Annotated in this window: 22 protein-coding genes; 17 read left to right on the top strand and 5 right to left on the bottom strand. The window is 54.4% G+C overall.

The window, feature by feature from the left end:
- The first annotated feature begins 47 nt into the window (after positions 1-47).
- Genes SGR01S_RS16680 through SGR01S_RS16670 form a run of 3 tightly spaced genes read left to right on the top strand, consistent with a single transcriptional unit; the run spans position 48 to position 3,290 of the window.
- On the top strand, positions 48-2,084 hold the full coding sequence (locus tag SGR01S_RS16680; protein WP_061808040.1) for a protein-disulfide reductase DsbD family protein: 2,037 nt from the start codon (positions 48-50) through the stop codon (positions 2,082-2,084).
- On the top strand, positions 2,081-2,797 hold the full coding sequence (locus SGR01S_RS16675; RefSeq protein WP_061808039.1) for a DsbA family protein: 717 nt from the start codon (positions 2,081-2,083) through the stop codon (positions 2,795-2,797). The genes SGR01S_RS16680 and SGR01S_RS16675 overlap by 4 nt, the downstream gene beginning before the upstream one ends.
- Positions 2,790-3,290 (top strand): protein disulfide oxidoreductase, encoded by a 501-nt coding sequence (locus SGR01S_RS16670; protein ID WP_037425440.1) that lies wholly within the window; start codon positions 2,790-2,792, stop codon positions 3,288-3,290. The genes SGR01S_RS16675 and SGR01S_RS16670 overlap by 8 nt, the downstream gene beginning before the upstream one ends.
- A gap of 29 nt (positions 3,291-3,319) precedes the next feature.
- Here the strand turns inward: SGR01S_RS16670 and pdxR are convergent, their stop codons facing one another.
- Positions 3,320-4,792, bottom strand: a complete 1,473-nt coding sequence (pdxR, locus tag SGR01S_RS16665; protein WP_061808083.1) for a MocR-like pyridoxine biosynthesis transcription factor PdxR — start codon at positions 4,790-4,792, stop codon at positions 3,320-3,322.
- 170 nt (positions 4,793-4,962) lie between these two features.
- On the opposite strand from pdxR, the gene SGR01S_RS16660 reads away from it, so the two are divergent.
- Positions 4,963-5,958 (top strand): DMT family transporter, encoded by a 996-nt coding sequence (locus SGR01S_RS16660; RefSeq protein ID WP_037425437.1) that lies wholly within the window; start codon positions 4,963-4,965, stop codon positions 5,956-5,958.
- Between the two features lie 156 nt (positions 5,959-6,114).
- Positions 6,115-6,744 carry a CatB-related O-acetyltransferase gene (locus SGR01S_RS16655; RefSeq protein WP_061808038.1) on the top strand — a complete coding sequence of 210 codons (630 nt, stop codon included), beginning with the start codon at positions 6,115-6,117 and terminating at the stop codon, positions 6,742-6,744.
- A 46-nt stretch (positions 6,745-6,790) separates the two neighbouring features.
- On the opposite strand, the gene SGR01S_RS16650 is transcribed toward SGR01S_RS16655, so the two are convergent.
- The 3 genes from SGR01S_RS16650 to SGR01S_RS16640 are packed head-to-tail and all read right to left on the bottom strand — an operon-like array spanning position 6,791 to position 9,744.
- Positions 6,791-8,308, bottom strand: coding sequence for a tripartite tricarboxylate transporter permease (locus SGR01S_RS16650; protein ID WP_037425430.1), 1,518 nt, complete (start codon positions 8,306-8,308; stop codon positions 6,791-6,793).
- A gap of 11 nt (positions 8,309-8,319) precedes the next feature.
- Positions 8,320-8,751, bottom strand: coding sequence for a tripartite tricarboxylate transporter TctB family protein (locus tag SGR01S_RS16645; RefSeq protein ID WP_037425428.1), 432 nt, complete (start codon positions 8,749-8,751; stop codon positions 8,320-8,322).
- Positions 8,752-8,763: 12 nt separating this feature from the next.
- Positions 8,764-9,744, bottom strand: a complete 981-nt coding sequence (locus SGR01S_RS16640) for a Bug family tripartite tricarboxylate transporter substrate binding protein (RefSeq protein ID WP_061808037.1) — start codon at positions 9,742-9,744, stop codon at positions 8,764-8,766.
- Between the two features lie 300 nt (positions 9,745-10,044).
- On the opposite strand from SGR01S_RS16640, the gene SGR01S_RS16635 reads away from it, so the two are divergent.
- The 3 genes from SGR01S_RS16635 (at position 10,045) to SGR01S_RS16625 (ending at position 12,666) form a co-directional block, all read left to right on the top strand.
- Positions 10,045-10,365, top strand: a complete 321-nt coding sequence (locus SGR01S_RS16635) for a hypothetical protein (protein ID WP_061808036.1) — start codon at positions 10,045-10,047, stop codon at positions 10,363-10,365.
- A gap of 221 nt (positions 10,366-10,586) precedes the next feature.
- Positions 10,587-11,261, top strand: a complete 675-nt coding sequence (tctD, locus tag SGR01S_RS16630; RefSeq protein WP_037425423.1) for a transcriptional regulator TctD — start codon at positions 10,587-10,589, stop codon at positions 11,259-11,261.
- Positions 11,248-12,666: a sensor histidine kinase gene (locus SGR01S_RS16625; protein ID WP_037425421.1), complete on the top strand. Its 1,419-nt coding sequence runs from the start codon at positions 11,248-11,250 to the stop codon at positions 12,664-12,666. The genes tctD and SGR01S_RS16625 overlap by 14 nt, the downstream gene beginning before the upstream one ends.
- Here SGR01S_RS16625 and SGR01S_RS16620 read toward each other — a convergent pair.
- Entirely contained in the window at positions 12,663-13,565 is a 903-nt protein-coding gene (locus SGR01S_RS16620) for a DMT family transporter (protein WP_037425418.1), read from the bottom strand. The genes SGR01S_RS16625 and SGR01S_RS16620 overlap by 4 nt on opposite strands.
- 117 nt (positions 13,566-13,682) lie before the next feature.
- Between SGR01S_RS16620 and SGR01S_RS16615 the strand changes: the two genes are divergently transcribed.
- The 9 genes from SGR01S_RS16615 (at position 13,683) to cvpA (ending at position 22,658) form a co-directional block, all read left to right on the top strand.
- Complete coding sequence (locus tag SGR01S_RS16615; protein ID WP_061808035.1) at positions 13,683-14,456, top strand: AraC family transcriptional regulator; 774 nt, start codon at positions 13,683-13,685, stop codon at positions 14,454-14,456.
- 176 nt (positions 14,457-14,632) lie between these two features.
- The gene (pdxB, locus tag SGR01S_RS16610; RefSeq protein WP_061808034.1) at positions 14,633-15,754 is read left to right on the top strand and encodes a 4-phosphoerythronate dehydrogenase PdxB; all 1,122 of its coding nucleotides are present in this window, start codon (positions 14,633-14,635) and stop codon (positions 15,752-15,754) included.
- Between the two features lie 90 nt (positions 15,755-15,844).
- Positions 15,845-16,855, top strand: coding sequence for an aspartate-semialdehyde dehydrogenase (locus SGR01S_RS16605; protein ID WP_061808033.1), 1,011 nt, complete (start codon positions 15,845-15,847; stop codon positions 16,853-16,855).
- Entirely contained in the window at positions 16,855-17,676 is an 822-nt protein-coding gene (truA, locus tag SGR01S_RS16600) for a tRNA pseudouridine(38-40) synthase TruA (RefSeq protein WP_037425412.1), read from the top strand. The genes SGR01S_RS16605 and truA overlap by 1 nt, the downstream gene beginning before the upstream one ends.
- Positions 17,677-17,883: 207 nt before the next feature.
- A complete protein-coding gene (locus SGR01S_RS16595) occupies positions 17,884-18,546 on the top strand; it encodes a DedA family protein (RefSeq protein ID WP_037425410.1) in 663 nt (220 codons plus the stop codon).
- Positions 18,547-18,776: 230 nt separating this feature from the next.
- Positions 18,777-19,685 carry an acetyl-CoA carboxylase, carboxyltransferase subunit beta gene (gene accD / locus SGR01S_RS16590; protein ID WP_012146046.1) on the top strand — a complete coding sequence of 303 codons (909 nt, stop codon included), beginning with the start codon at positions 18,777-18,779 and terminating at the stop codon, positions 19,683-19,685.
- A 212-nt stretch (positions 19,686-19,897) separates the two neighbouring features.
- Entirely contained in the window at positions 19,898-21,163 is a 1,266-nt protein-coding gene (folC, locus tag SGR01S_RS16585; RefSeq protein WP_061808032.1) for a bifunctional tetrahydrofolate synthase/dihydrofolate synthase, read from the top strand.
- Positions 21,164-21,922 carry a cell division protein DedD gene (gene dedD, locus SGR01S_RS16580; RefSeq protein WP_061808031.1) on the top strand — a complete coding sequence of 253 codons (759 nt, stop codon included), beginning with the start codon at positions 21,164-21,166 and terminating at the stop codon, positions 21,920-21,922.
- Positions 21,923-22,157: 235 nt separating this feature from the next.
- Positions 22,158-22,658 (top strand): colicin V production protein, encoded by a 501-nt coding sequence (cvpA, locus tag SGR01S_RS16575; protein WP_020827869.1) that lies wholly within the window; start codon positions 22,158-22,160, stop codon positions 22,656-22,658.
- The last annotated feature ends 11 nt before the right edge of the window (positions 22,659-22,669 follow it).

Here is a 22,669-nt window from a genome sequence, read left to right as displayed (position 1 = left end):
AATTGCCCGTTTGGTTTGGTGATTGATTTATTTTATGGAGAAAGAACATGTTGAATATCATCAGGTCGGCGTTAGCCTGCCTGTTAATGCTATGGCTGCCTGCTTTACAGGCGGCGGATAGCGGCTGGCTGCAAAGTCCGACGAATGATCACGCGAAGGTACGGTTGCGCGCCGATACTTCGCAAAATGGGGAAACCCGATTACTGCTCGCAATAGAACTGCAAAAAGGCTGGAAAACGTATTGGCGTTCGCCGGGGGAAGGCGGTATCGCACCGGCAATAACCTGGCAGGGTAACCCACCTCCGGCCACCTGGTTCTGGCCGACGCCGCAGCGCTTTGATGTTGCTGGTATTTCTACCCAGGGTTATCACGATCGGGTTGAGCTCCCTATAGTGATTAAGGGCACAACACCGCGCCAGTTGGCAGGGACCTTGACACTGTCAACTTGCAGCAACGTCTGTATCTTGACCGACTATCCATTCAGCCTGGATCTTGGCACGCCGTCTGACGCGCAATTTACCCATGATTTTGCCCAAGCGATGGGGCAGGTACCGATTGCTGATGGGTTAGTGGACAGTATTAAGGCCGGCTACCAGAGTGGCGAACTGCAAATCAGCGCTGAGCGTGACGCCGGTTGGCAGCAGCCTGAACTGTTCTTCGACACCCTGGAAGATGCTGACCTCGGCAAGCCAAAGGTGAGTCGCGACGGTGTGCGCATGTTAGCGCGGGTACCGGTCAGCGATGGTTGGGGGGACAGCGCACCGGATCTACGTGGTAAAACCTTGACGCTGGTGATCAGCGATGGCGGGTTGGCGCAGCAGGTGACCCTGCCGATTGGTGGGCCGCTGGCTTTGCCAACTGCGGCAAGCTTCTCGTTGTGGCAGGCGGTGCTGATGGCGCTGGCGGGTGGGTTGATTCTCAATCTGATGCCCTGCGTACTGCCGGTTTTGGGCATTAAACTGGGTTCAATTCTCCAGGTAGAGCATCGCGATCGTCAGAGCATCCGGTTACAGTTCCTCGCGTCGACCCTTGGTATTGTGGCCTCGTTTATGGCGTTAGCGTTGCTAATGACGCTGCTGCGGTTGAGCAATCAGGCGCTTGGCTGGGGCATTCAGTTCCAAAACCCGTGGTTCATTGGTTTTATGGTTCTGGTTACGCTGCTGTTCAGCGCTAACTTGTTTGGCCTGTTCCACCTGCAACTCTCCTCTTCATTAAATACCAAACTGGCGACCCATAACGGCCGTGGCCTGGGGGGGCATTTCTGGCAAGGTGCTTTTGCTACCTTGTTGGCAACGCCGTGCTCTGCACCTTTCCTGGGTACCGCAGTGGCCTTTGCATTGGCAGCACCTTTGCCGGTGTTGTGGGGGATGTTTGTCGCGCTGGGTATAGGCATGAGCCTGCCATGGCTACTCATTGCAGCCTGGCCGTCACTGGCGCTGCGTTTGCCACGACCGGGCCGTTGGATGAACAGTTTGCGGTTGGTGATGGGTTTGCTGATGCTTGCCTCTTCATTGTGGTTGCTGAGCCTGATGGTCAACCATATTGGCATGTTGTCGACGCTGGTGGTGGGCGGTATCGCGCTGCTGGCTTTGTTGTTGGCCGTTGGTTGGCAACATGGTGCTCGCCTGGCCGCTAAGTTGGCTGCCGGCACGCTGGTGTTGGTTGGGGGCGTGTTGTTGGCCGGTTCACTCACTGCTGGCCTGTGGCGTCAACCGCTACACGACAACGTGGCTTGGCAACCGCTGAGCGAGCAGGCGATCACCCAGGCACTGGCCCAGAAAAAACGGGTATTTGTCGACGTGACAGCTGACTGGTGTGTGACCTGTAAAGCCAATAAATTCAATGTCATGCTGCGTGACGATGTACAAAAGGCGCTAAGCGCCGATGACGTTGTTGCTCTGCGTGGCGATTGGAGCCGTCCATCGGCCGAGATTAGTGCCTTCCTGCAACAGCGCGGCAGCGTTGCCGTGCCTTTTAACCAAATTTATGGCCCCGGCAGCCCCGATGGCGTGGTGTTATCCCCGCTGTTGACCCGCGATGCCGTATTACAAACTCTGTCCGCCGCCAAAGGAAACGTACAATGAAAAAATTAATGATTTTACTGATGCTGATTGTTACCCCTGTTTGGGCTGCTGCGCCATTTACGCCTGAGCAAGAGGTGCGCATTAAAGAGCTGATCCGTGAAACCTTGGTATCTAATCCGGATATTCTGGCACAGGCAGTTGATGCCTGGCAGCAACAGACAACGGGACAGCAAATTAGCCAGGCGATCAAACAAAATGCCAATGTGCTGTACGAAGATCCAGCCAGTCCACGTATGGGGGCTGCCAATGCCAAACTGACCATGGTGACCTTTACCGATTACAACTGCCCGTACTGCAAGCGTTTTGACCCGATGCTGGAGAAGATCGTCAAACAATACCCAGATGTGGCACTGGTAGTTAAATTACTGCCTTTCAAAGGGGAAAGCTCAGTCAGTTCGGCGCGGGTGGCATTAACGACCTGGCAGCAACATCCGGACCAATTCTGGGCGTTGCATCAACGCCTGATGGCGAAAAAAGGCTTCCACGACAATGCCAGCATTGCCGCTGCGCAGCAGAAAACTGGCGTAAAAGAGGTCGCACCGAGTGAACTGAGCATGACCACGTTGCGTACAAATATGGAGTTGGCAGAGAAGCTGGGTGTGCAAGGAACGCCAGCGACGCTGATCGGGGATCAGATGCTGCCGGGCGCAGTCTCTTATGAAGACTTGGAAACAATGGTGAAGCAGCAACTGGCGAAAGTGAAAAATGGCTAGGCTGCGGCGCTGGGCGCGCGAACTGTTGGTCTTGCTGCTGATCGTCTTGGTGGCGGCGTTTGGCATGGACTGGTTACGTGCCCCGCAGGCACCGGCGGCGTTCGATTCGCAAGTGTTGACGACGCTAAATGGTCAGCAGGTGTCACTGGCTCAGCTCAGTCAGGATAAGCCACTGCTGGTCTATTTCTGGGCCAGCTGGTGCGGCGTATGCCGTTTCACCACGCCGTATGTTGCCAAACTGGCTGACGAAGGGAATAACGTGTTGACTGTGGCATTACGCTCTGGCGACGATCGCCAGGTAGCGCAGTGGATGGCAGCTAAACGTTTGACGTTACCCGTGGTTAACGATCCGCAGGGTGCGCTGTCGGCGCAATGGCAAATCGGTGTGACACCAACGTTGGTGATCATTTCCAAAGGCAAAGTGGTGCAGAGTACTACCGGCTGGACCAGCTATTGGGGGATGAAGCTGCGGCTGTGGTGGGCCGGAGTGTAACCCGGCATACATGATATAACGCCCATGATTTAGGATGTAGCGGCCTGTTTTGGCGCCATCACCTGACGAATCGCCCGGCACAGCCGGGCGATTCCTTCTTCGATGAGCGGCGGCGTATTGGCAGCAAAATTTAATCGCATGCCATGAGCGCCACGTTGTTCCTCTGCATAAAAGCATTCTCCTCGCGCAAAGGTCACCCCCTCTTTCCAGGCGACCGGCATCAAGGCTTCGGTACTGACGCTGGTCGGTAGCGTTAACCAGATAAACAGCCCGCCTTCCGGTGTTTCAAACTGACAGCCATGCGGCAGGTGTTGTTGTAATGCCGCCACCATCGTGTCGCGATGCTGACGATAGATGCGCCCGGCGCGTCGCAGCTGTTTGTCATAGCGTCCAATGGTTACGAATGCGTCCAGCGCCCGCTGGATCAGGTTCGAGCTGGTGAAACTGTCAACGTGCTTTAGTCGGGCAATCTGCTGGTATTGTTCTCTGTCTGCCACCAGATAGCCGATGCGCATGCTGGGTAGCAGCATTTTGGAAAACGTACTGACATAAATCACCGTGCCTGGCTGTGCCAGTGCCCGCAGAGACGGAAGTTGTTTGCCGTTGTAGCGCAGATCACCGACAAAATCGTCCTCCAGTATCATCACGCCAGCCTGTTGGGCCAGCGCCAGTAGTTGCCGACGACGGGCTTCACTCAGACAACGTCCGGTAGGGTTATGGAAGTTGGGAATGGTGTAAATCAACTTTGGGCGGTGCTTTTCCAGTAGCGCAGGCAGTTGTTCAACCTGCATTCCGTGCCGATCGCTGGGGATGGTGACGATATTAATGCGATGCAGGCGCAGTAATCCCAGAATTTCGGCGTACGTAGGTTGTTCGACGATCACCGTATCTCCCGGTTCCAGCAGGCTTTGTACAATCAGGCTGATGGCGTGCTGTGAACCGTTGGTAATCAACAACTGTTCAGCATGAGTAGGAATGCCCTGAGCGGTGAGAATGCGCCCCAATGTATCGCGCAGCGGATAATATCCGCAGTACTCGCCATAGCTGAATGCCTCCTCCGCATGGCGACTGAGCACCGACAGCAATATCTTGCGGAATTCTTCCTGAGGGAACACTTTCGGGCTGCCAACACCGGCGGCAAAGTTGATGAAATTGTCCGGCAAAGGCGTATCGGGGTAGCCATCCAGCCGTGAGGTCAGGGTGGTGAAACGTTCTGCCGGGAAAGGCATATCGGGTGTTGGGCGCGGCTGAACGGGTTGTAGCAATGGGTGTAATACATAAGCACCGCTGCCGCGCCGTTGATGCAGAAAACCTTTAGCGGCCAGCTCGGCATAGGCATTCTCTACCGTCAGTCGACTGACAGCCAATTCGCTGGCAAGTGTACGGGTGGAGGGGAGCTTATCACCATCGACAAAAACACCGCTCAGGATCGCCCGCCGCAGTGCCTCTTCAATTTGCAAATACAGCGGAACATCTTGCTGACGGTCTAACGGAATATGCATGCGTAATTGGCTCGGGTAGCGTTGCTGGTTTTTACTATACCCCATAGCCACTGGCCTTCAAGCGGATAAAAGTGGCCTGCATAACATCAGGGGAAAGTGGCTCTGGTGGCAAAGTTGTGTGGCGTTAGAATCTCTGCCTGGGTGTATTACCGCAGTTTTTTGAGGGTGTCATGTCATTACCATCAGGGGTTTCAGCCCGGCCGGTTCTCCCGGGCGCGCGTCTGTTACAAGGCAGCAGTCAGGGGTATGTGATCGCGATTATCAGCGCCATGCTACTGGCTTTTACCGCCATCATTATTCGTGTCCTTACGGAGTATTATCACCTGCCGACCTTTGTGCTGGCCTTTTGGCGAGCAGCGCTGGTTGCACTGGTATTATTGCCGGTGTTGTTGTTATTCAAGCCTGAGTGGGCACGTTTACAGCGTTCACAGGTCCCATTTTATGCCTGTTATGGCCTGTTACTGGCGGTGTTCAACAGCCTGTGGACACTGTCGGTAGCGCTGAACGGCGCGTCGGTGGCAACCATCCTGACGTATTGTTCAGTCGGTTTTACCGTGTTCCTTGGTTGGATGATGTACAGCGAACGCCTGAGCCTGCGCCAATTAGTGGTGATTGTGGTCAGCCTGGGAGGCTGCTTCTTAGTCAGTAACGGCGACAGCATGGGCAACAGCCATTTCAATTTGTTGGGATTGCTGGTGGGCATGTTGTCCGGCATTGGTTATACCCTCTACACGTTGGGTGGGCGGGTGGCGACAGAACGTCATTACCCGGTATGGAATACCATTTTGTATGTGTTCGGTTTTTCAGCGATCTATCAGTGGGTGTTCAATGCTGCGCTGACGTTATATCCGCTGGCCGCATTTCATGGCATGACCGGCTCGTTGTGGTTCTTGTCCCAGGGCGTTCAGGGGATCGAGTGGCGCGGTTGGCTGTTGCTGCTGACTTTAGCGGCTGGCCCGACGTTGTTGGGATTCGGTTTGTACAACATCAGCCTAAAAACCTTGCCGCTGGCGGTGGCTAACCTGATTTTGTCGCTGGAACTGGTATTCACGGCGGTGATCGCCTATTTCCTGCTGGGGGAAAACATGAATCAGTTACAGTTGCTGGGTAGCGCGCTGGTGATGGGCGGAGTATTGATGCTGAAGAGCAAGACGGTCGAGGCGTGATTTGTTACCCTTACGCCGAAATTTGGAGGCATTAATGACTAACAACCCAAGATTAAAACGGGCGTTAATCGCTTAACCGGGCAGTGTTTTATGACCGAAAAACACTGCCACAGACAGTAGGCTGTGGCTCTTGTAACAGATTCAAGAGAAAACGCCATGACTGAAAAACACTGGTCAAAAACAGAATTGCTGCACCAAACGGTAACCAACCCCAACATTATCGTCAAGGGGACCCACAGCTATTACAGTGACTACCTGGATGATGGCTTTGAACGCTCTGTGGTGCGCTATTTGCACGGCGATGCGGTCAGCCAGCAGTGGCAACCGCTCGGGACGATAGACCAATTACTGATTGGCGATTATGTCTGTATTGCCGCTGAAGCCGTAATCCTGATGGGGGGGAACCATACCCACCGCACCGATTGGTTTTGCTTGTACCCGATGATGGAAAGCATCCAGGCTGCCTATCGGCCGAAAGGGGATACCCGGTTGGGAGATGGCTGCTGGATAGGTATGCGGGCGATGTTAATGCCGGGCGTGACCATTGGGGAAGGGGCGGTTGTTGCCGCAGGTAGCATTGTGACGGCGGACGTTGAGCCTTACACCATTGTAGGCGGTAATCCGGCACGACCGATAAAGCAGCGATTTACCCCGCAGATCATTGCCCGATTACTTGCTTTGCGTATTTATGATTTGTCAGCCGAGGATTTTGCTTGTGTGCAACCCTTGCTGGCCAGTGATGATATTACGGGACTTGAGCGGGTGGTAAGAGGTATTGAGCGTTAGTGATCAGATAAATGAAAAGGGCGGGTGATTAACCCGCCCTTTTTACCTATTCGGCTTTAGCCGCTTCCGCCGACATACGGCGTTTACGCAATTTACGCAGCAAAGGTGGCAGCACCAATACAGATACCGCCAATACCAGCAGTGTTTGCGCGATACTGCTGCTCCACAAGATGCCAAACTCTCCGTTGCTGATTGACAGCGCTCGGCGCAGGTTTTGTTCTAACATCTCTCCCAATACGAAACCCAGAATGAGCGGTGACATCGGGAAATGCATTTTCCTCAAGATATAACCAAACACCCCGAGTCCGATCATCAACAGCAGGTCAAAGGTCGTGCTGTGTACGGCGTATACGCCCACCGCGGATACGGCAGCAATCGCCGGTACCAGGAACCACAGTGGAATGGTCAGCATGCGGGTGAACAGACCCACCAACGGCAGGTTCATGATCAACAGAATGACGTTGGCAATCAGCAGTGCGGCGATCAGCCCCCAGACAATATCCGGCTGTTCGGTGAACATTGCCGGGCCGGGGGTGATGTTGTACAGCGTCAGTGCGCCCATCATGACCGCAGTGGTGCCGGAACCAGGAACACCCAGCGTTAACATAGGGATGAATGAGCCACAGGCTGAAGCGTTGTTGGCTGCCTCTGGCGCTGCGACACCACGAATGTCCCCTTTACCGAAGGTTTCGCTGTTGCCGCTGATTTTCTTTTCGGTCATGTATGTGAGTGCGCTGGCAATTGTTGCGCCGGCACCCGGCAGAATGCCGACAAAGAACCCCACCACGGAAGAGCGCAATGTTGGGCCAACGCACTGAGCGGCCTCTTTGCGGTTGAACAATAACCGACCGGTTTTGCGCACCAGTTTTTGTCCGCCGCTGGTGCTTTCCAGCATCAACAGAATTTCACTGACCGAGAACAGACCGATAACGACCACGATGAATTGCACACCATCGGAGAGGTGGATGCTGTCGAAGGTGAAGCGATAAACACCTGTGTTAGCGTCTACCCCGACCGTTGCCAGTCCCAGACCAATCAGCGCCGCCAGCAGCGATTTCAGAGGGTTTTGGCTCATCATGCTACCCAGGCAGGCAATAGCGAACACCATCAGGGCAAAGTATTCGGCTGGGCCGAACGCCAGCGACCAGCGTGCCAGCAGGGGAGCGAACAGGATAATCCCGCCGATAGCAATGAGTGAACCGGTAAAGGAGCTGACCGCCGAGATCGACAGTGCCACACCGGCACGGCCTTGCTGCGCCATCGGGTAGCCGTCCAGTGCGGTCATGATTGCTGCGGCATCACCCGGGACGTTGAGCAGTATTGAGGAGATACGACCGCCGTATTCACAGCCGATGTACACCGTTGCCAGCAGGATCAGTGCAGATTCGGCCGGTAGCTTAAGGGCAAACGCCAGTGGCAACAGGATTGCCACGCCGTTGATTGGCCCTAACCCCGGCAGCAAGCCGACAATTGTGCCAACGAAGCAGCCAATCAGGGCGATAATCAGGTTCTGTGGCACCAGTGCCACTTCGAACCCTTGAGATAAGTACATCCAGGTATCCATCATCGCCCCCGTTAGCTCAGCCAAACGCCGAGTGGCAGTGTTACATCAAGTAAGCGGTCAAAGGCGTAATACAACGCAACGCCCATGACTGCGCCGGACACCGCTGCTGCCAGTAGACTGGCCTGGAACAATAGGCCAATACTGAAGGTCAGCAATGCGGTTGCCAGCGGGAAGCCCAACCATTCGAAGCCCCAGGCATACAGTACCAACGTAATGACCAGCACCAGCAGGCGTTGCATCACCTTGCTATGTGGCCACTCAACGACCTGCGGCTTGTTCAACAGCAGCAGCGCGGCACACAGTGCCATCAAGCTAAGAATGGCCAGAGGGAAGGGGCGTGGCCCCAGGGGTTCATAACTGTATTCGCTCTGGATTCCCCAGCCGATAAACAGACCACCGATGCACAACAGCAGCCAGAAACCAGCGAAAATGCGATCGCTCATGGTATCCCCCGGTTACTTGGCCAGGCCGAAAACTTTGGCTTGTTCGCGGTACTGTTCGACTTGTTTTTTCACGTAGGCATCCAGTTCCTTGCCGGTCAGGTTAAATTCGAACAGGCCACGCAGATCACGTTGCTTTTTGAATTCTTCGGTCTTCATCATTTTCTGGAAGGTATCGAGCCACCACTGGTATTCCTCTTCGCTGACCTTCGGGCCTACGTAGAAGCCGCGGATAATCGGCCAAACCAGATTGAATCCCTGTTCTTTGGCGGTGGGTACATTGGCTAATTGGCCTGGCAGGCGTTGGTCGGCATAGACCGCCAGCACGCGAATTTTATCACCCTGCAGGTAAGGAACCATTTCACTCAGATCGCCTGAGACTGCCTGAATGTGGTTGCCGAGCAGTGCGGTAACGGGCTCGCCGCCGCCTTCGAACGCCACGTAACGCATTTTATGAGGATCGATGCCAACTTCACGCGCCAGCAAGGCGGTTTTCATCCAGTCCTGGCTACCGATAGAGGCACCGGCACCGAACACCACGCTGTTTGGATCTTTTTTGAAGGCATCCATCAGGTCATTCAGCGTTTTGTACGGCGAGTCGGCGCGGACGGCAATCATGCCGTAGTCGGTACCGACAGCAGCCAGCCATTTCACATCATCCACGTTGTAACGGCCGAATTTTCCTTGTGACAGGTTCAACAATGACCCACCGGAAAAAGCGACGACCGTGCCAAACTCTGCCGGACGTTGGGCGACAATGGCGTTATAGGCCACTGCACCGACACCACCGGGCATGTAGGTGACACGCATCGGTTTATCGATGGCGTTGGTTTCCTGCAAGGACACCTGAATCAGCTTACAGGTCAGATCAAATCCACCGCCAGGCTTGGCAGGGGCGATACATTCGGTGCGTTTCGGTGCTTCCACGGCAAAGGCCTGATTGGCTGCCAACAGCAGGGCGGTAGCGGTCAGAGTGCGGGTGATTATTTTTTTCATTGCTTTCCCCAAGGTGTTTTTTCTGTCGTTGCGGATCCCCGCCGATACGGGTTGCTGGATTGTTAAATCAACAACCTTTCATTTACCTTTCAACCGCGGGAAAAGTTTTCGGGATGTGATACGCATCTCCTGTTGGAGGCAAAATACCGGTGCTGAAAGAGCCGATTGTCCAGTGCGCTAACACATGTCAGGGGGCAATAACAGCCCGTAAACCTCGCTTAAAGCCTGTGTAATGTCAGTTTTGCTCTCTTTGCCTTGAGATAAAATGGCTAAAAATAAAATGACGAGGGGTGGATTGCTATGTTTTCGTTAGGGAAATTATTCGGTGGTAGGGACAGTGCCAAAGTTAGTGCAATCAAGATGTTACCAGCGGCCTATGATGAGATGACAGGGGCTACTGGGCATTGTCGGCTGAAACGCCTGCGCCCAGATATCGGCGTTTTTGAACTGCACTTTTCCAAAGAGAATGGCGAGAAATATGCTTGCCAGATGACTGCATGCATTACCGGCATTGATATTGTTTTTGCCAGCAATAACCGCACTGTATTGGTTTCACCCCCGTTCAGCCCGGCCAAATTACAGCCGGTATTGGATATCGCCCTCGCTGATAGCGAAAAGTAATGCCTCGATCACGACATTAACCACCGTCGTCAGTAGATCAGGGTTTATTCAGTGCCGCAATTGTGTTCCAGCTCCCAAAACTGGTCCGGCATAACCCTTCTATCACAGCGGCTTCCATGCCATTCTTCTGTTATAAACATGTTAATTTTCGTTAAGCCGGATCCTGATGCGATAGCGCAGTATTCGGCCTGCGAGCATAGATAAATCAATGGAATGGAAACATGCGTCTGTTATTGGTTGAGGACCATCCTGAGTTATCCCACTGGCTGCAAAAGGCGCTGACCGGCGTCGGTTTTGCCGTCGATGTTGCGCCGGACGGGTTGGCGGCTGACCATTTGTTGTTAAATGAAACCTATGCGTTGGTGGTGTTGGACGTGGCATTGCCGCGTCTGAATGGTCTGGAACTGCTGGCCCGGTTGCGTAAACGTGGGCAGGACTTGCCGGTATTGCTCTTGACGGCCAGAACCGACGTGGCCGATCGGGTTAAGGGTTTGAATCTTGGGGCCGATGACTATCTGACTAAACCCTTCGAACTCGATGAGCTGGAAGCTCGAATTCGGGCGTTGCTACGCCGCAGCGTCGGCGTCACTCAGCAAGCCCTGCAATACGGTGCGCTGACCTATCACGATGAGGGTTATTTCCAACTGGACGACAAGCCGCTGCAACTGACACCGCGTGAACTGGCGGTGCTGACGGCATTGATCCATCGTCGTGGACGTCCCGTTGCTAAACAACAGTTGTTCGAACAGGTTTTTACCTTGGCCGATGAGGCTAACCCTGAGAGCATTGAGCTCTATGTTCATCGGCTGCGGAAAAAGCTGCAGGGCAGCAATGTGGCAATTATCACCTTGCGCGGTCTGGGCTACAGCCTGGAGCTTTGCAATGAGGTGGTTTAACGCACCGCAATCGTTGTTTTATCAGTTGTTACTGTTTTTTGGTTTGCCACTCTTGGTGCTGGGCAGTATCTCGATTTATACCCACTATTTCAGTGCAATGAACGCCGCTACCCTTGCCTATGATCGTACGCTGCTAGCATCGGCGCGTACGGTAGCGGAGCGGCTGGTGGTGCGTAACGGCCGCCTCGAAGCGGATGTCCCTTATGTGGTACTCGACAGTTTTGAGCGCAACATGAACGATCAGCTCTATTACGAGGTGATTTCCCCAGAAGGCCAAAGCATTTCTGGCTATGACGATCTGCCGCCCATGCCACCTTATATTCTGCGATCGAGCTTGTATCCCGCGTTGGTGCATTTCTATGATGCCGAATACCGCGGACGGCCCATTCGTGTGGCTGCATTATTCCAACCGATCAACGAATCCGGCGTGATGGGCATGGCAACCATATTGGTGGCAGAAACGCTGGAATCACGCCGCTATCTGGCGCGGCAAATGATGCTCTCCGCGTTGCTCAGCCAGGGTACAGTGGTGGTGCTGACCATGATCCTGGCCTTTGCACTTCTCAAGCGAGTGCTTAAACCGATGCGCAAGCTTTCAGGCATCATGTTGCGACGGGATCCGGGTGAATTAACGCCATTACCCATGGTACTACCATGGTCGGAAATGCAGCCGCTGCTGCTGGCGTTTAACCGCTATATCGAAAGGTTGCGTGTAATGGTGGCGCGTCAGGAACGTTTCAGCGCTGATGCTTCACATCAGTTGCGGACGCCGTTAACCGTGCTGAAAACGCAGGTGGGGGTGGCGCTGGCCAGCGATAAGCCAGAGCAGTGGCGGGAAAGTCTGGTGGCGATGAGCGCCACATTGGATAACACCGTGGCGTTAACCGATCGTCTGCTTTATCTCTCAAGGCTTAAAGCCCATGAACACGATGCCGATCGCAAGTTGCAGCCAGTGAACCTGGCGCAAGTATTGCGTGATGCGTGTTTTTCTCGTCTGCCACAGGCGCGCAGTAAACGTATCGATCTCGGTTATGAGGGCGAATCGGTATGTTGGGTAGGCGGAGAGGCGCTGCTGCTGACCGAACTGTGTGCAAACCTGTTAGATAATGCGCTGAAGTATACGCCGAATCAGGGCACAGTCACCGCAAGGCTAATCATGGATACTTTGGCGGGGGAAGGGATACTGGAAATTGAAGACAGCGGCCCAGGCATTGCCCAACAGGACACTGCGCAGGCACTGCAGCCGTTCCATCGACTGGATAACGTGGGCGACCAACCCGGTGCAGGGCTGGGGTTGGCGTTGGTGAGTGACATCACTCGTTACCACGGCACCCGCCCAGAGTTGTTAACCTCAGCCACATTGGGTGGCTTGTTGGTGCGGGTGCGTTTTCAACTGTTACCTTAGCTTTTACACTCTGCGGCTTGTTTTGCTTTGCGCGCCAACGGTGTACGCAGGCGCTGCGACAGGAACACGCCCAGCAGGGTAATACCGCCGCCAATCAGATGATAGCCGTGCAGATGTTCATGCAGGAACAGCACTGCAATGATGGCGGTAAATACCGGCGCCAGATTCATAAAGATTGATGCCGTATTGGCCCCCAAACGCATAACCCCGTGGATCCACAAGTAAGGCGCGATAATCGACGCCGGGATGCCGGCGAACAAGACCAGCGGGATATTCTGGCTGGTTAACGCGACGTCTTGTGCCATCAGGAAATTCGGTAACAGCAACACCACGCCGAACAGTATCTGCACATACAACGACTGCCAGTTTGGCAGAGCAATCGCCCAGCGCTTGGTCAGTACGCCGTACAATGCATACGAAGCGGTAGCGGCAAACATCATCAATTCACCCTTACCGATACCGTGGCTCAGTAACTCACCGGGGTTACCGGCGCTCACCAGCCAGATCAAACCGCCCAAAGACAACAGGCTGCCGATCGCAATGCCTACTGTCGGCGCGACACGCAACAGCACAATGCTGATCAGAATGGTCAGTAATGGGATCAACGAAACAATGATACCCATAAACAGTGCGCTAACACTGTGTGCTGCGTAGTACGCCAGACTCTGATACAGCACCATGCCCAGCATGCCGAGAATCATCAATTTCCACCAGTTGGCACGTATTGCCGACCAGTGGCGGATCACGCCAGGCAGGACAAACGGCGTCAGGGTGACGAGCGCCAGCAGCCAGCGATAGAAGGAAATGGCGGCCGGATCGATAGCGGTGGCCGAGAGTTTGCTGACCACGGCATTGATTGACCAAATCAAGACCGCCAGCAAAGGGAAGAGCATATTCATGATAATTATTCTCATTAACGACTGACATGCTGGCTAGTTTACGCGTGTCCGGTTTATTATATATAGTGATATCCAGACAATTTTTCTCCTAAACAAGACAAGTAACGGGGCGAAACCATGCCAGAAATCCGCCATTTCCCTGAAGCGCTGATCCCCGCGCCGCGCCCGGTGCAGTTCCGCTGTGAGGAATTCAATGCGCGTACAGAGTTTCAGCCTCACCGTCATAGCTGGGGGCAGTTGATGTGGGTCAAGGCCGGCGTCATGGTGCTGCGCATCGGCGGCCAGCGTTTTCTGGCACCACCGGAGTTTGTGTTGTGGGCACCGGCGGAAATTGAACATTCCTGTTATAACCAACGTCTGGCGCAGTGCCGTATGGTGGATATTGCATTGCCGCTGTGCGCCGGACTGCCGGAGGCGCCTTGTCTGGTGAGCGTTACCCCGATTTTCCGCGCTATAGCCGAAGATTTTTACGCCCGCAAACAATACATCCCACAAAGCAAACAGGATTTGCGCCTATGCCGGGCGTTGATCGACCAATTGCATGTTTCGCCGGTGCAACAAACTTATTTACCCACATCTGAGGACAAGTTTCTGGCACCGATACTGGAGGCACTGGAGCACTGTCCATCAGACAACACGTCACTTGCCGCCTGGGCCGCCCGTGTCTATACCACCGAGCGCACGCTGTCGCGTCGTTGCCAGCAAGATCTGGGTATGTCTTTCAGTGAATGGCGCCAGCGACTGCGTTTCTTGCACGCCGTTTCGTTATTGGAACAGGGAAAAACCGTGCAGGATGTCGCGCTGGAAGTGGGGTATAGCTCGGCATCGGCGTTTATCGTCATGTTTCAGCAAATCGCCGGCACGACCCCTGAGCGCTTTCGTCGGGCATGATTCAGTGGCACACTATTTCCCAGATAACCTCTTCATACTCGACGTCGCCTCTGTGTTGGCTGCGAGCACTCACCCCAGTCACTTACTTGAGTAAGCTCCTGGACTCCTGCTCTTGCCGCTTTGATGCAACGCCAATTATTTGGGGTATAAATAGCCGTAAACCGTCGGAGCAATAAGTGAAAATCCTGGTTGATGAAAATATGCCGTACGCGACTGAATTGTTCAGTCGTTTGGGGGATGTTCAGGCAGTGCCTGGCCGCCCGATCCCGAGTGATGCGCTGGCCGATGCTGATGCGCTGATGGTGCGTTCGGTCACTAAAGTGAATGAAGCCTTACTAGCCGGTACCCGCATTGGTTTTGTCGGCACCGCGACCGCCGGTACCGATCATGTAGACGACGTTTGGCTGCAACAGCAGGGCATTGGTTTTTCTGCGGCACCGGGCTGCAACGCCATTGCGGTGGTGGAATATGTATTCTCCGCACTGATGCTGTTGGCCGAACGCGACGGTTTTCAATTACGCGATAAAACCGTCGGCATTATCGGCGTTGGCAATGTGGGGTCGCGTCTGGATGCCCGCTTGAAAGCATTGGGCGTGCGTACCTTACTGTGCGATCCACCGCGTGCTGAACGTGGCGATAACGGTGAATTTTGGCCGCTGGAAAAACTGGTGGCCGAAGCCGATGTACTGACCTTCCATACGCCACTGAATAAATCCGGCCCTTACCACTCGCTGCATTTGGTGGACGCGGAGCTATTGGCGGCGTTGCCGGATAACCGCATTTTGATTAATGCTTGCCGTGGTCCGGTGGTGGACAATGCCGCGTTGTTGCAGGCATTGGAGAAAGGTAAAAAGCTGAGTACCGTGCTGGACGTGTGGGAACCGGAGCCGGAGCTGTCGTTGCCGTTGTTGGCGCGGGTGGATATTGGCACCGCGCATATTGCCGGTTATACGCTCGAAGGCAAAGCACGCGGTACAACGCAGGTCTTTGAGGCCTTCAGTCGTCACCTGGGTCAGCCCCAACAGATCGAACTGGCCTCGTTGTTGCCGGTGCCTGAGTTCAGCCAGATTCAGCTCAATGGGCCGCTGGATGAAGGCAAGTTAAAACGATTGATGCACTTGGTGTATGATGTGCGCCGCGACGATGCGCCGCTGCGTAAAGTGGCTGGGCAGCCGGGCGAATTTGACCGTCTGCGCAAGCACTATCAGGAACGCCGCGAATGGTCTTCACTGCGCGTCCAGTGCAATGACAGCGCCAGTGCGGAGCTGTTACACAAGCTGAGTTTCCTGACGGCATAAGGCTTTCTTAAGCCACAGCGACTAATTTTGTTATCAGGGCGGTGCATTAGCCGCCCATTTGCATTTGAATAAATACTCTGGAGAAACCCAATGTCTGACGGCTGGAATATCGCTCTACTTGGTGCCACTGGCGCGGTAGGTGAAGCGTTGCTGGAATTGTTGCAGGAACGCCAGTTCCCGGTGGGCGAACTCTATCCTTTAGCCAGTGAGCGTGGTGCAGGTGCGACCGTGCGCTTCAATGGCAAATCGGTACTGGTGCAAAAAGCGGAAGAGTTTGACTGGTCACAGGCCCAGTTAGCGTTTTTCGTTGCCGGTACTGAGGCCTCGGCCCGCTACGCGGAAGAAGCTGGCAACATGGGGTGTCTGGTGATCGACACCAGCGGCCTGTTTGCGCTGGAACCGGACGTGCCACTGGTGGTGCCTGGGGTTAACCCGCAGGTGCTGGCTGATTACCGTAACCGCAATATTGTCGCCGTGGCGGACAGTATGGTCAGCCAACTGCTGACCGCAATCAAACCGCTGACCGAACAGGCCGGGCTTTCCCGCCTGCACGTGACGACCCTGATGTCGGTATCGGCACGTGGCAAAGTGGCGGTTGACGATCTGGCGGGCCAAAGTGCACGTCTGTTGAATGGTATTCCTGCTGAGCCTGGCGTTTTTGCCAAGCAGTTGGCATTCAACCTGTTGCCGCTGATGACCGACGAGCAGGGCAGCGTGCGTGAAGAACGTTTAATTGTCGATCAGGTGCGTAAAGTTTTGCAGGACGAAGGGTTGCCGATTTCCGTGAGCTGCGTGCAGTCGCCGGTATTCTATGGCCATGCACAGGTCGTTCATCTGGAAGCCCTGCGCCCGATGTCTGCTGAAGAAGCACGCAGCGAACTGGAACAGGTGGATGATATCCAACTGAGCGAAGAAGACGATTACCCGACTCAGGTGACGGAAGCGTCCGGCAGCGACGCGCTGAGCGTAGGCTGCTTGCGCAATGACTACGGTATTCCTGAAATCCTGCAGTTTTGGTCGGTAGCCGATAACGTACGCTTTGGCGGCGCGTTGATGGCGATCGAAACTGCAGAGCGTCTGGTGCAGGAGCAGATGTACTGATGTCTGAAGTTGCCTTGCCCACCCAGCCGACCTTGAAAATCGCGCTGGGGATTGAATATGACGGCAGCCGTTATTACGGCTGGCAACGCCAACAGGAAGTGGCAAGTGTGCAGGCCTGTCTGGAACAGGCGTTGAGTAAAGTGGCCAACGCGCCGATCAACGTGCTGTGTGCCGGGCGCACCGACGCCGGGGTGCACGCTACCGGCCAGGTGGTGCATTTTGAAACCACAGCACAGCGGAAGGACGCCGCGTGGACGATGGGGGTCAATACCCATTTGCCGCCGGATATCGCTGTGCGTTGGGTGACTAACGTAGCTGAAGATTTTCATGCACGTTTCAGCGCCACGGCACGCCGTTACCGCTACATTATTTATAACCACCGCTATCGTCCGGCGGTATTGCAGCAGGGGATGACGCATTTTTATCACCCACTGGATGCCGATCGTATGGAGAGGGCGGCACAGGCGTTGTTGGGCGAAAACGACTTTACGTCGTTCCGCGCTGTGCAATGTCAGTCACGTACCCCATGGCGTAACGTAAAACACGTTAAGGTTACGCGCTATGGTGAGTATATTGTGGTAGATATCAAGGCGAATGCCTTTGTGCATCATATGGTTCGCAATATTGTCGGTAGCCTGATGGAAATTGGCTGCGGCAATCAGGGTGAGAACTGGATGGCCGAATTACTGGCACTGAAAGATCGTAATCTGGCTGCGGCGACGGCGCGGGCAGAAGGGTTATACCTGGTTAGCGTTGATTACCCTGAGCACTTTGCTATACCCCGGCCACCGATGGGGCCACTGTTTTTACCCGACGATTAAACAAATGTACCCTATGAATTTCAAGCTGCAGCCACGCGCCCAGCTCACTCATCCCCAGGCGCTTACTGAGTAAGTCACTGGGGTGAGTGAGTGCAGGTAACAACGCTGTAATTTGAAAGGCGACGGGTATAAACACTGGCGCGCCCGACGCGTTGCTCCCTTGTGTACCTACCGAGTGGGTGAGACACCCGGTAAAAGAGAGAACCTATGGACATCATCAAGTTTGTGATTGATTTTATTCTGCATATTGACGTGCATCTGGCCGAGCTGGTGGCACAATACGGTATGTGGGTATACGGTATTTTGTTCCTGATTTTGTTTTGCGAAACCGGGCTGGTGGTTACGCCATTCCTGCCAGGGGATTCTCTGTTGTTCGTCGCGGGTGCGTTGGCGGCATTGCCGACCAATGATCTGAATGTGCACACTATGGTCGCGCTGATGATAGGTGCGGCGATACTTGGGGATGCGGTGAACTACACTATTGGGCGGCTATTCGGAGAAAAACTTTTCAGCAACCCGAACTCCAAAATTTTCCGTCGTAGTTACCTGGATAAAACGCATCAGTTTTATGAGAAACACGGTGGGAAAACGATTATCTTGGCGCGTTTTGTACCGATCGTGCGTACATTTGCGCCGTTCGTCGCAGGTATGGGGCATATGTCCTATCGCCACTTTGCCGCTTACAACGTGATTGGTGCACTGGTTTGGGTGCTGCTCTTCACTTATGCTGGCTACCTCTTCGGCGATCTGCCGATCGTGCAGGAAAACCTGAAACTGTTGATCGTGGGTATCATCATTGTTTCAATTCTGCCGGGTGTCATTGAAATTTGGCGCCATAAGCGTGCGGCTGCCCGCCAGCAAAAACAGTAAAAACATCGCTTAACCTGTCGGTTCGACCAGTTTTTTGTCCACAGAGTCGGGCCGATATGGTTTAATGAGCGACATTTATGGTCTGTTCCTGTTAACAACCTTGAAACCTGTGCCTTGCTCGCGCGTATGACGCGTTTTGCTCAGGCATTTTTTCATTGGTGTTCTCGGGGGGATTGTTAAAGCATGAACAGCGGACTGGCGTCTGCCAGGTTCAAACAGAAAGGTCATCGATGAGCTGGATTGAACGAATTCTTAACAAGAGCAATATCACCCAAACCCGTAAGGCGAGTATTCCTGAAGGGGTGTGGACCAAATGCGATAGCTGCGGCCAGGTTCTCTACCGCGCCGAGCTGGAGCGTAATCTGGAAGTGTGCCCGAAATGCGACCACCACATGCGCATGACTGCGCGTATGCGTCTGCATACCCTGCTCGATGAAGGCAGTGAAGTGGAGCTGGGCAGCGAACTGGAGCCGAAAGACGTTCTGAAGTTCAAGGATTCCAAGAAATATAAAGATCGTCTGGTTGCGGCACAGAAAGCAACCGGTGAAAAAGATGCGTTGGTCGTGATGAAAGGCACGTTGTATGGCATGCCGATTGTCGCCGCGTCGTTTGAATTTGCCTTTATTGGCGGTTCCATGTCGTCTGTAGTGGGGGCGCGCTTTGTTCGTGCCGTTGAGCAGGCGCTGGAAGATAACTGCCCGCTGGTGTGTTTCTCAGCCAGTGGTGGTGCCCGTATGCAGGAAGCGCTGATGTCGCTGATGCAGATGGCGAAAACCAGCGCAGCGCTGGCAAAACTGCAGGAACGTGGTCTGCCGTACATTTCAGTACTGACTGACCCGACTATGGGCGGCGTTTCCGCCAGTCTGGCGATGCTGGGCGATATCAATATCGCTGAGCCGAAAGCGCTGATCGGTTTTGCCGGTCCACGCGTTATCGAACAGACTGTACGTGAAAAGCTGCCACCGGGCTTCCAGCGCAGTGAGTTCCTGATTGAAAAAGGCGCGATCGACATGATCGTGCGTCGCCCGGAAATGCGCCAGACTTTGGCGAGTATCCTGTCCAAGCTGACCAACCAGCCGCAGCCGCATTTCGATGAAGCCGCGCCGGTGTCTGAGCAGGAAAATCAGGCCGACGCCTGAGGCAAAGAAATTACCCGTGTTGGCACAAGCCAACGCGGGGTTCAGTCGTCATTTTGTGGCTAAGTGACGGCTGGAAATACCCTATGAATATCGAGTGACAGCGAGTAACGCTGCGGCTTGAAAAACATGGGGTATCATGCAGAGCATCGCCTTTACCGCGGTGAGGGTGGTGCCCTGATGGATTAATGAACCCAAGTTCAGTGACGGGACTCATGCAAAACCACCAAATTCCCCAAGCCACGTCGCCATTGAGCTCGTGGCTTTTTTATCTGGAACGTCTGCACAGCCAGGCGATCGAACTCGGCCTGGAACGCGTACAGCGCGTTGCGGCGCATCTTGATTTACTCACTCCTGCACCGACGGTGTTCACCGTTGCCGGCACTAACGGCAAAGGCACCACGTGCCGCACTCTGGAAGCGATTTTGATGGAGGCGGGGTTGCGCGTTGGCGTCTACAGCTCACCACATCTGGTGCGTTATACCGAAAGAGTGCGCATTCAGGGTGATGAGCTGAGCGAGGCAGAACACAGCCGCTCATTCGCAGCCATTGAAGCGGGCCGGGGCGAAACGTCACTGACCTACTTCGAATTTGGCACTCTGTCGGCCTTGCAACTGTTCAAACAAGCTAAGCTTGACGTGGTGATCCTGGAAGTCGGTCTTGGCGGACGTCTGGACGCGACCAACATTGTTGACCCGAGTGTGGCAGTGGTGACCAGCATTGCACTGGATCATACCGACTGGCTGGGCAGCGACCGCGAAAGCATTGGCCGCGAAAAAGCCGGGATTTTCCGTGGTGGTAAGCCGGCTGTCGTGGGTGAACCGGATATGCCGGCAACTATTGGACAAGTAGCGGAAACCCTGGGTGCGCAACTGTATCGTCGTGGCGAGGCTTGGACCTTTAGCGAACAGGGCGAACGCTGGCAGTGGGAGGGTGGCGGCACCTCATTGACGGACTTGCCGATGCCAAACGTACCCTTAGCCAATGCGGCGACCGCGCTGGCCGCGTTACATTATTCTGCGTTGGAAATTGATGAGCGGGCGATTTTCGCTGGTCTGCAGCAGGCGACCCTACCGGGACGTTTCCAGATTGTGCGGCGTGAACCGACATTGATCCTCGACGTGGCACATAACCCACACGCGGCAAGCTATTTGGCTGGTCGCCTGGCGACGTTGCCGCGTAATGGCGGCAAAGTACGTGCTGTGGTGGGTATGCTTTCGGACAAAGATATTGCCGGTACATTGGCTTGTCTGAGTGAGCAGGTCGATGAATGGTACTGTGCACCGCTTGAAGGGCCGCGTGGTGCCGGTGTTGAGCTGTTGGCGCAATATTTAACGGAACCGCGGCAGTTTGCCGATGTCGAAACTGCCTGGCGTCAGGCTATGCAGGACGCTGAAAAACAGGATATTGTGATCGTCTGTGGATCGTTCCACACCGTTGCACACGTGATGGCGGCGTTAGACGAGATGCGGGGAGTGTGAGTGGCAAGTAAATTTCAAAACCGATTGGTGGGTACCGTGATTCTGGTTGCGCTGGGGGTGATTATCCTGCCAGGGCTGCTGGACGGTAAAAAGAAACATTACGAGGACGAATTCGCTGCCATCCCATTGGTGCCGAAGGCCGGTGATGTGGAAGAGAACGACGTGGTGCCACCGGTAAGCCAACCATTGCCGGCACAACCGCCGGAAGGCGCGGGTGCGTTGGTTGAGCAGCAGGCGGCTAATGAGGCGGCGACACAGCAGGCAGTACAACAGCCGGCTCAGATCACGCCGCCACCGGTTGAATCTCGTCCACAACCAACGCCACCGCCGAAACCTAAACCGGTAGAAACCAAACCGGTGGACGTGAAACCAAAACCGGTTCCGCAACCGAAACCGGTGGAAGTGAAGCCGGTGGTGAAACCTGAACCGAAGCCAGAGCCGAAACCTGAACCAGCACCGAAGCCTGAACCTGCACCTGCACCTGTGCAGAAACCGGCGGAAGAGAAAGCACCGGCAGGGCAGGCGTATGTGGTGCAGCTTGGTGCGTTGAAGAATGCAGCCAAAGTGAACGAAGTGGTCGCGTCACTCCGACTGTCCGGCTATCGTGCTTTCACCGTGCCATCCACGCCGGTACAGGGGCAGATTACTCGGATTTACGTCGGTCCAGACGCCTCGAAACAGAAACTGCAGTCTTCATTGCCTGCGCTTAACTCCCTCAGTGGTTTGAGCGGTCAGGTGAAGCCATACAGCGTACGTTAATAAGATGAAGGGGCACAGCATGCTGTGCCCCTAAACCTATGCGTACCAGTATAATCATTAAAAATAATGTGCCTTTCGTAGTTGAAATGGCCTATGTAGGCGCGGCGATTGGGAATTTTGTTATCGCCGTTTTTTATTTGTAGCGGGGCAGGAAAACCCCTACGCAAACGTTTACGTTTTCTGTTAGAATTCGCCGCGAAATGGATGCAGGGGCGATTCATCATTGGAATAGTTCATGGTCTGGATTGATTACGTCATTATAGCGGTGATTGGATTTTCGGCGTTGGTGAGCCTGATCCGAGGGTTTGTTCGCGAAGCATTGTCACTTGTGACATGGGGATGTGCGTTTTTTGTTGCCAGCCATTTCTACTCTTACCTTGCGGTCTACTTCACTCGTTTTGAAGATGAACTGGTGCGAAACGGTATCGCGATTGCAATCTTGTTTATTGCGACCCTGATCGTAGGAGCTATTGTTAACTATGTGATTAGCTCACTGGTAGAGAAAACCGGGTTATCAGGCACCGACCGGGTGCTGGGCGTCTGTTTCGGCGCACTGCGCGGCGTGTTGATCGTTTCGGCGATACTGTTTTTCCTGGATACCTTTACTGGCTTTTCACAGAGTGCCGACTGGAAACAGTCGCAGCTTATTCCCCAGTTCAGTTACATCATCAGGTGGTTCTTTGACTACCTGCAGAGCACGTCGAGTTTCTTACCGACCCATTTACCTGGGCGGTAGCGCTGATGAGG

Origin of the sequence: Serratia grimesii NBRC 13537 (genome assembly GCF_001590905.1) — a bacterium.
In the GTDB taxonomy this organism is placed as follows: domain Bacteria; phylum Pseudomonadota; class Gammaproteobacteria; order Enterobacterales; family Enterobacteriaceae; genus Serratia; species Serratia grimesii.
The sequence above is the reverse complement of the archived record's forward strand: the minus strand, read 5'-3'. Positions and strand labels throughout refer to the sequence as shown.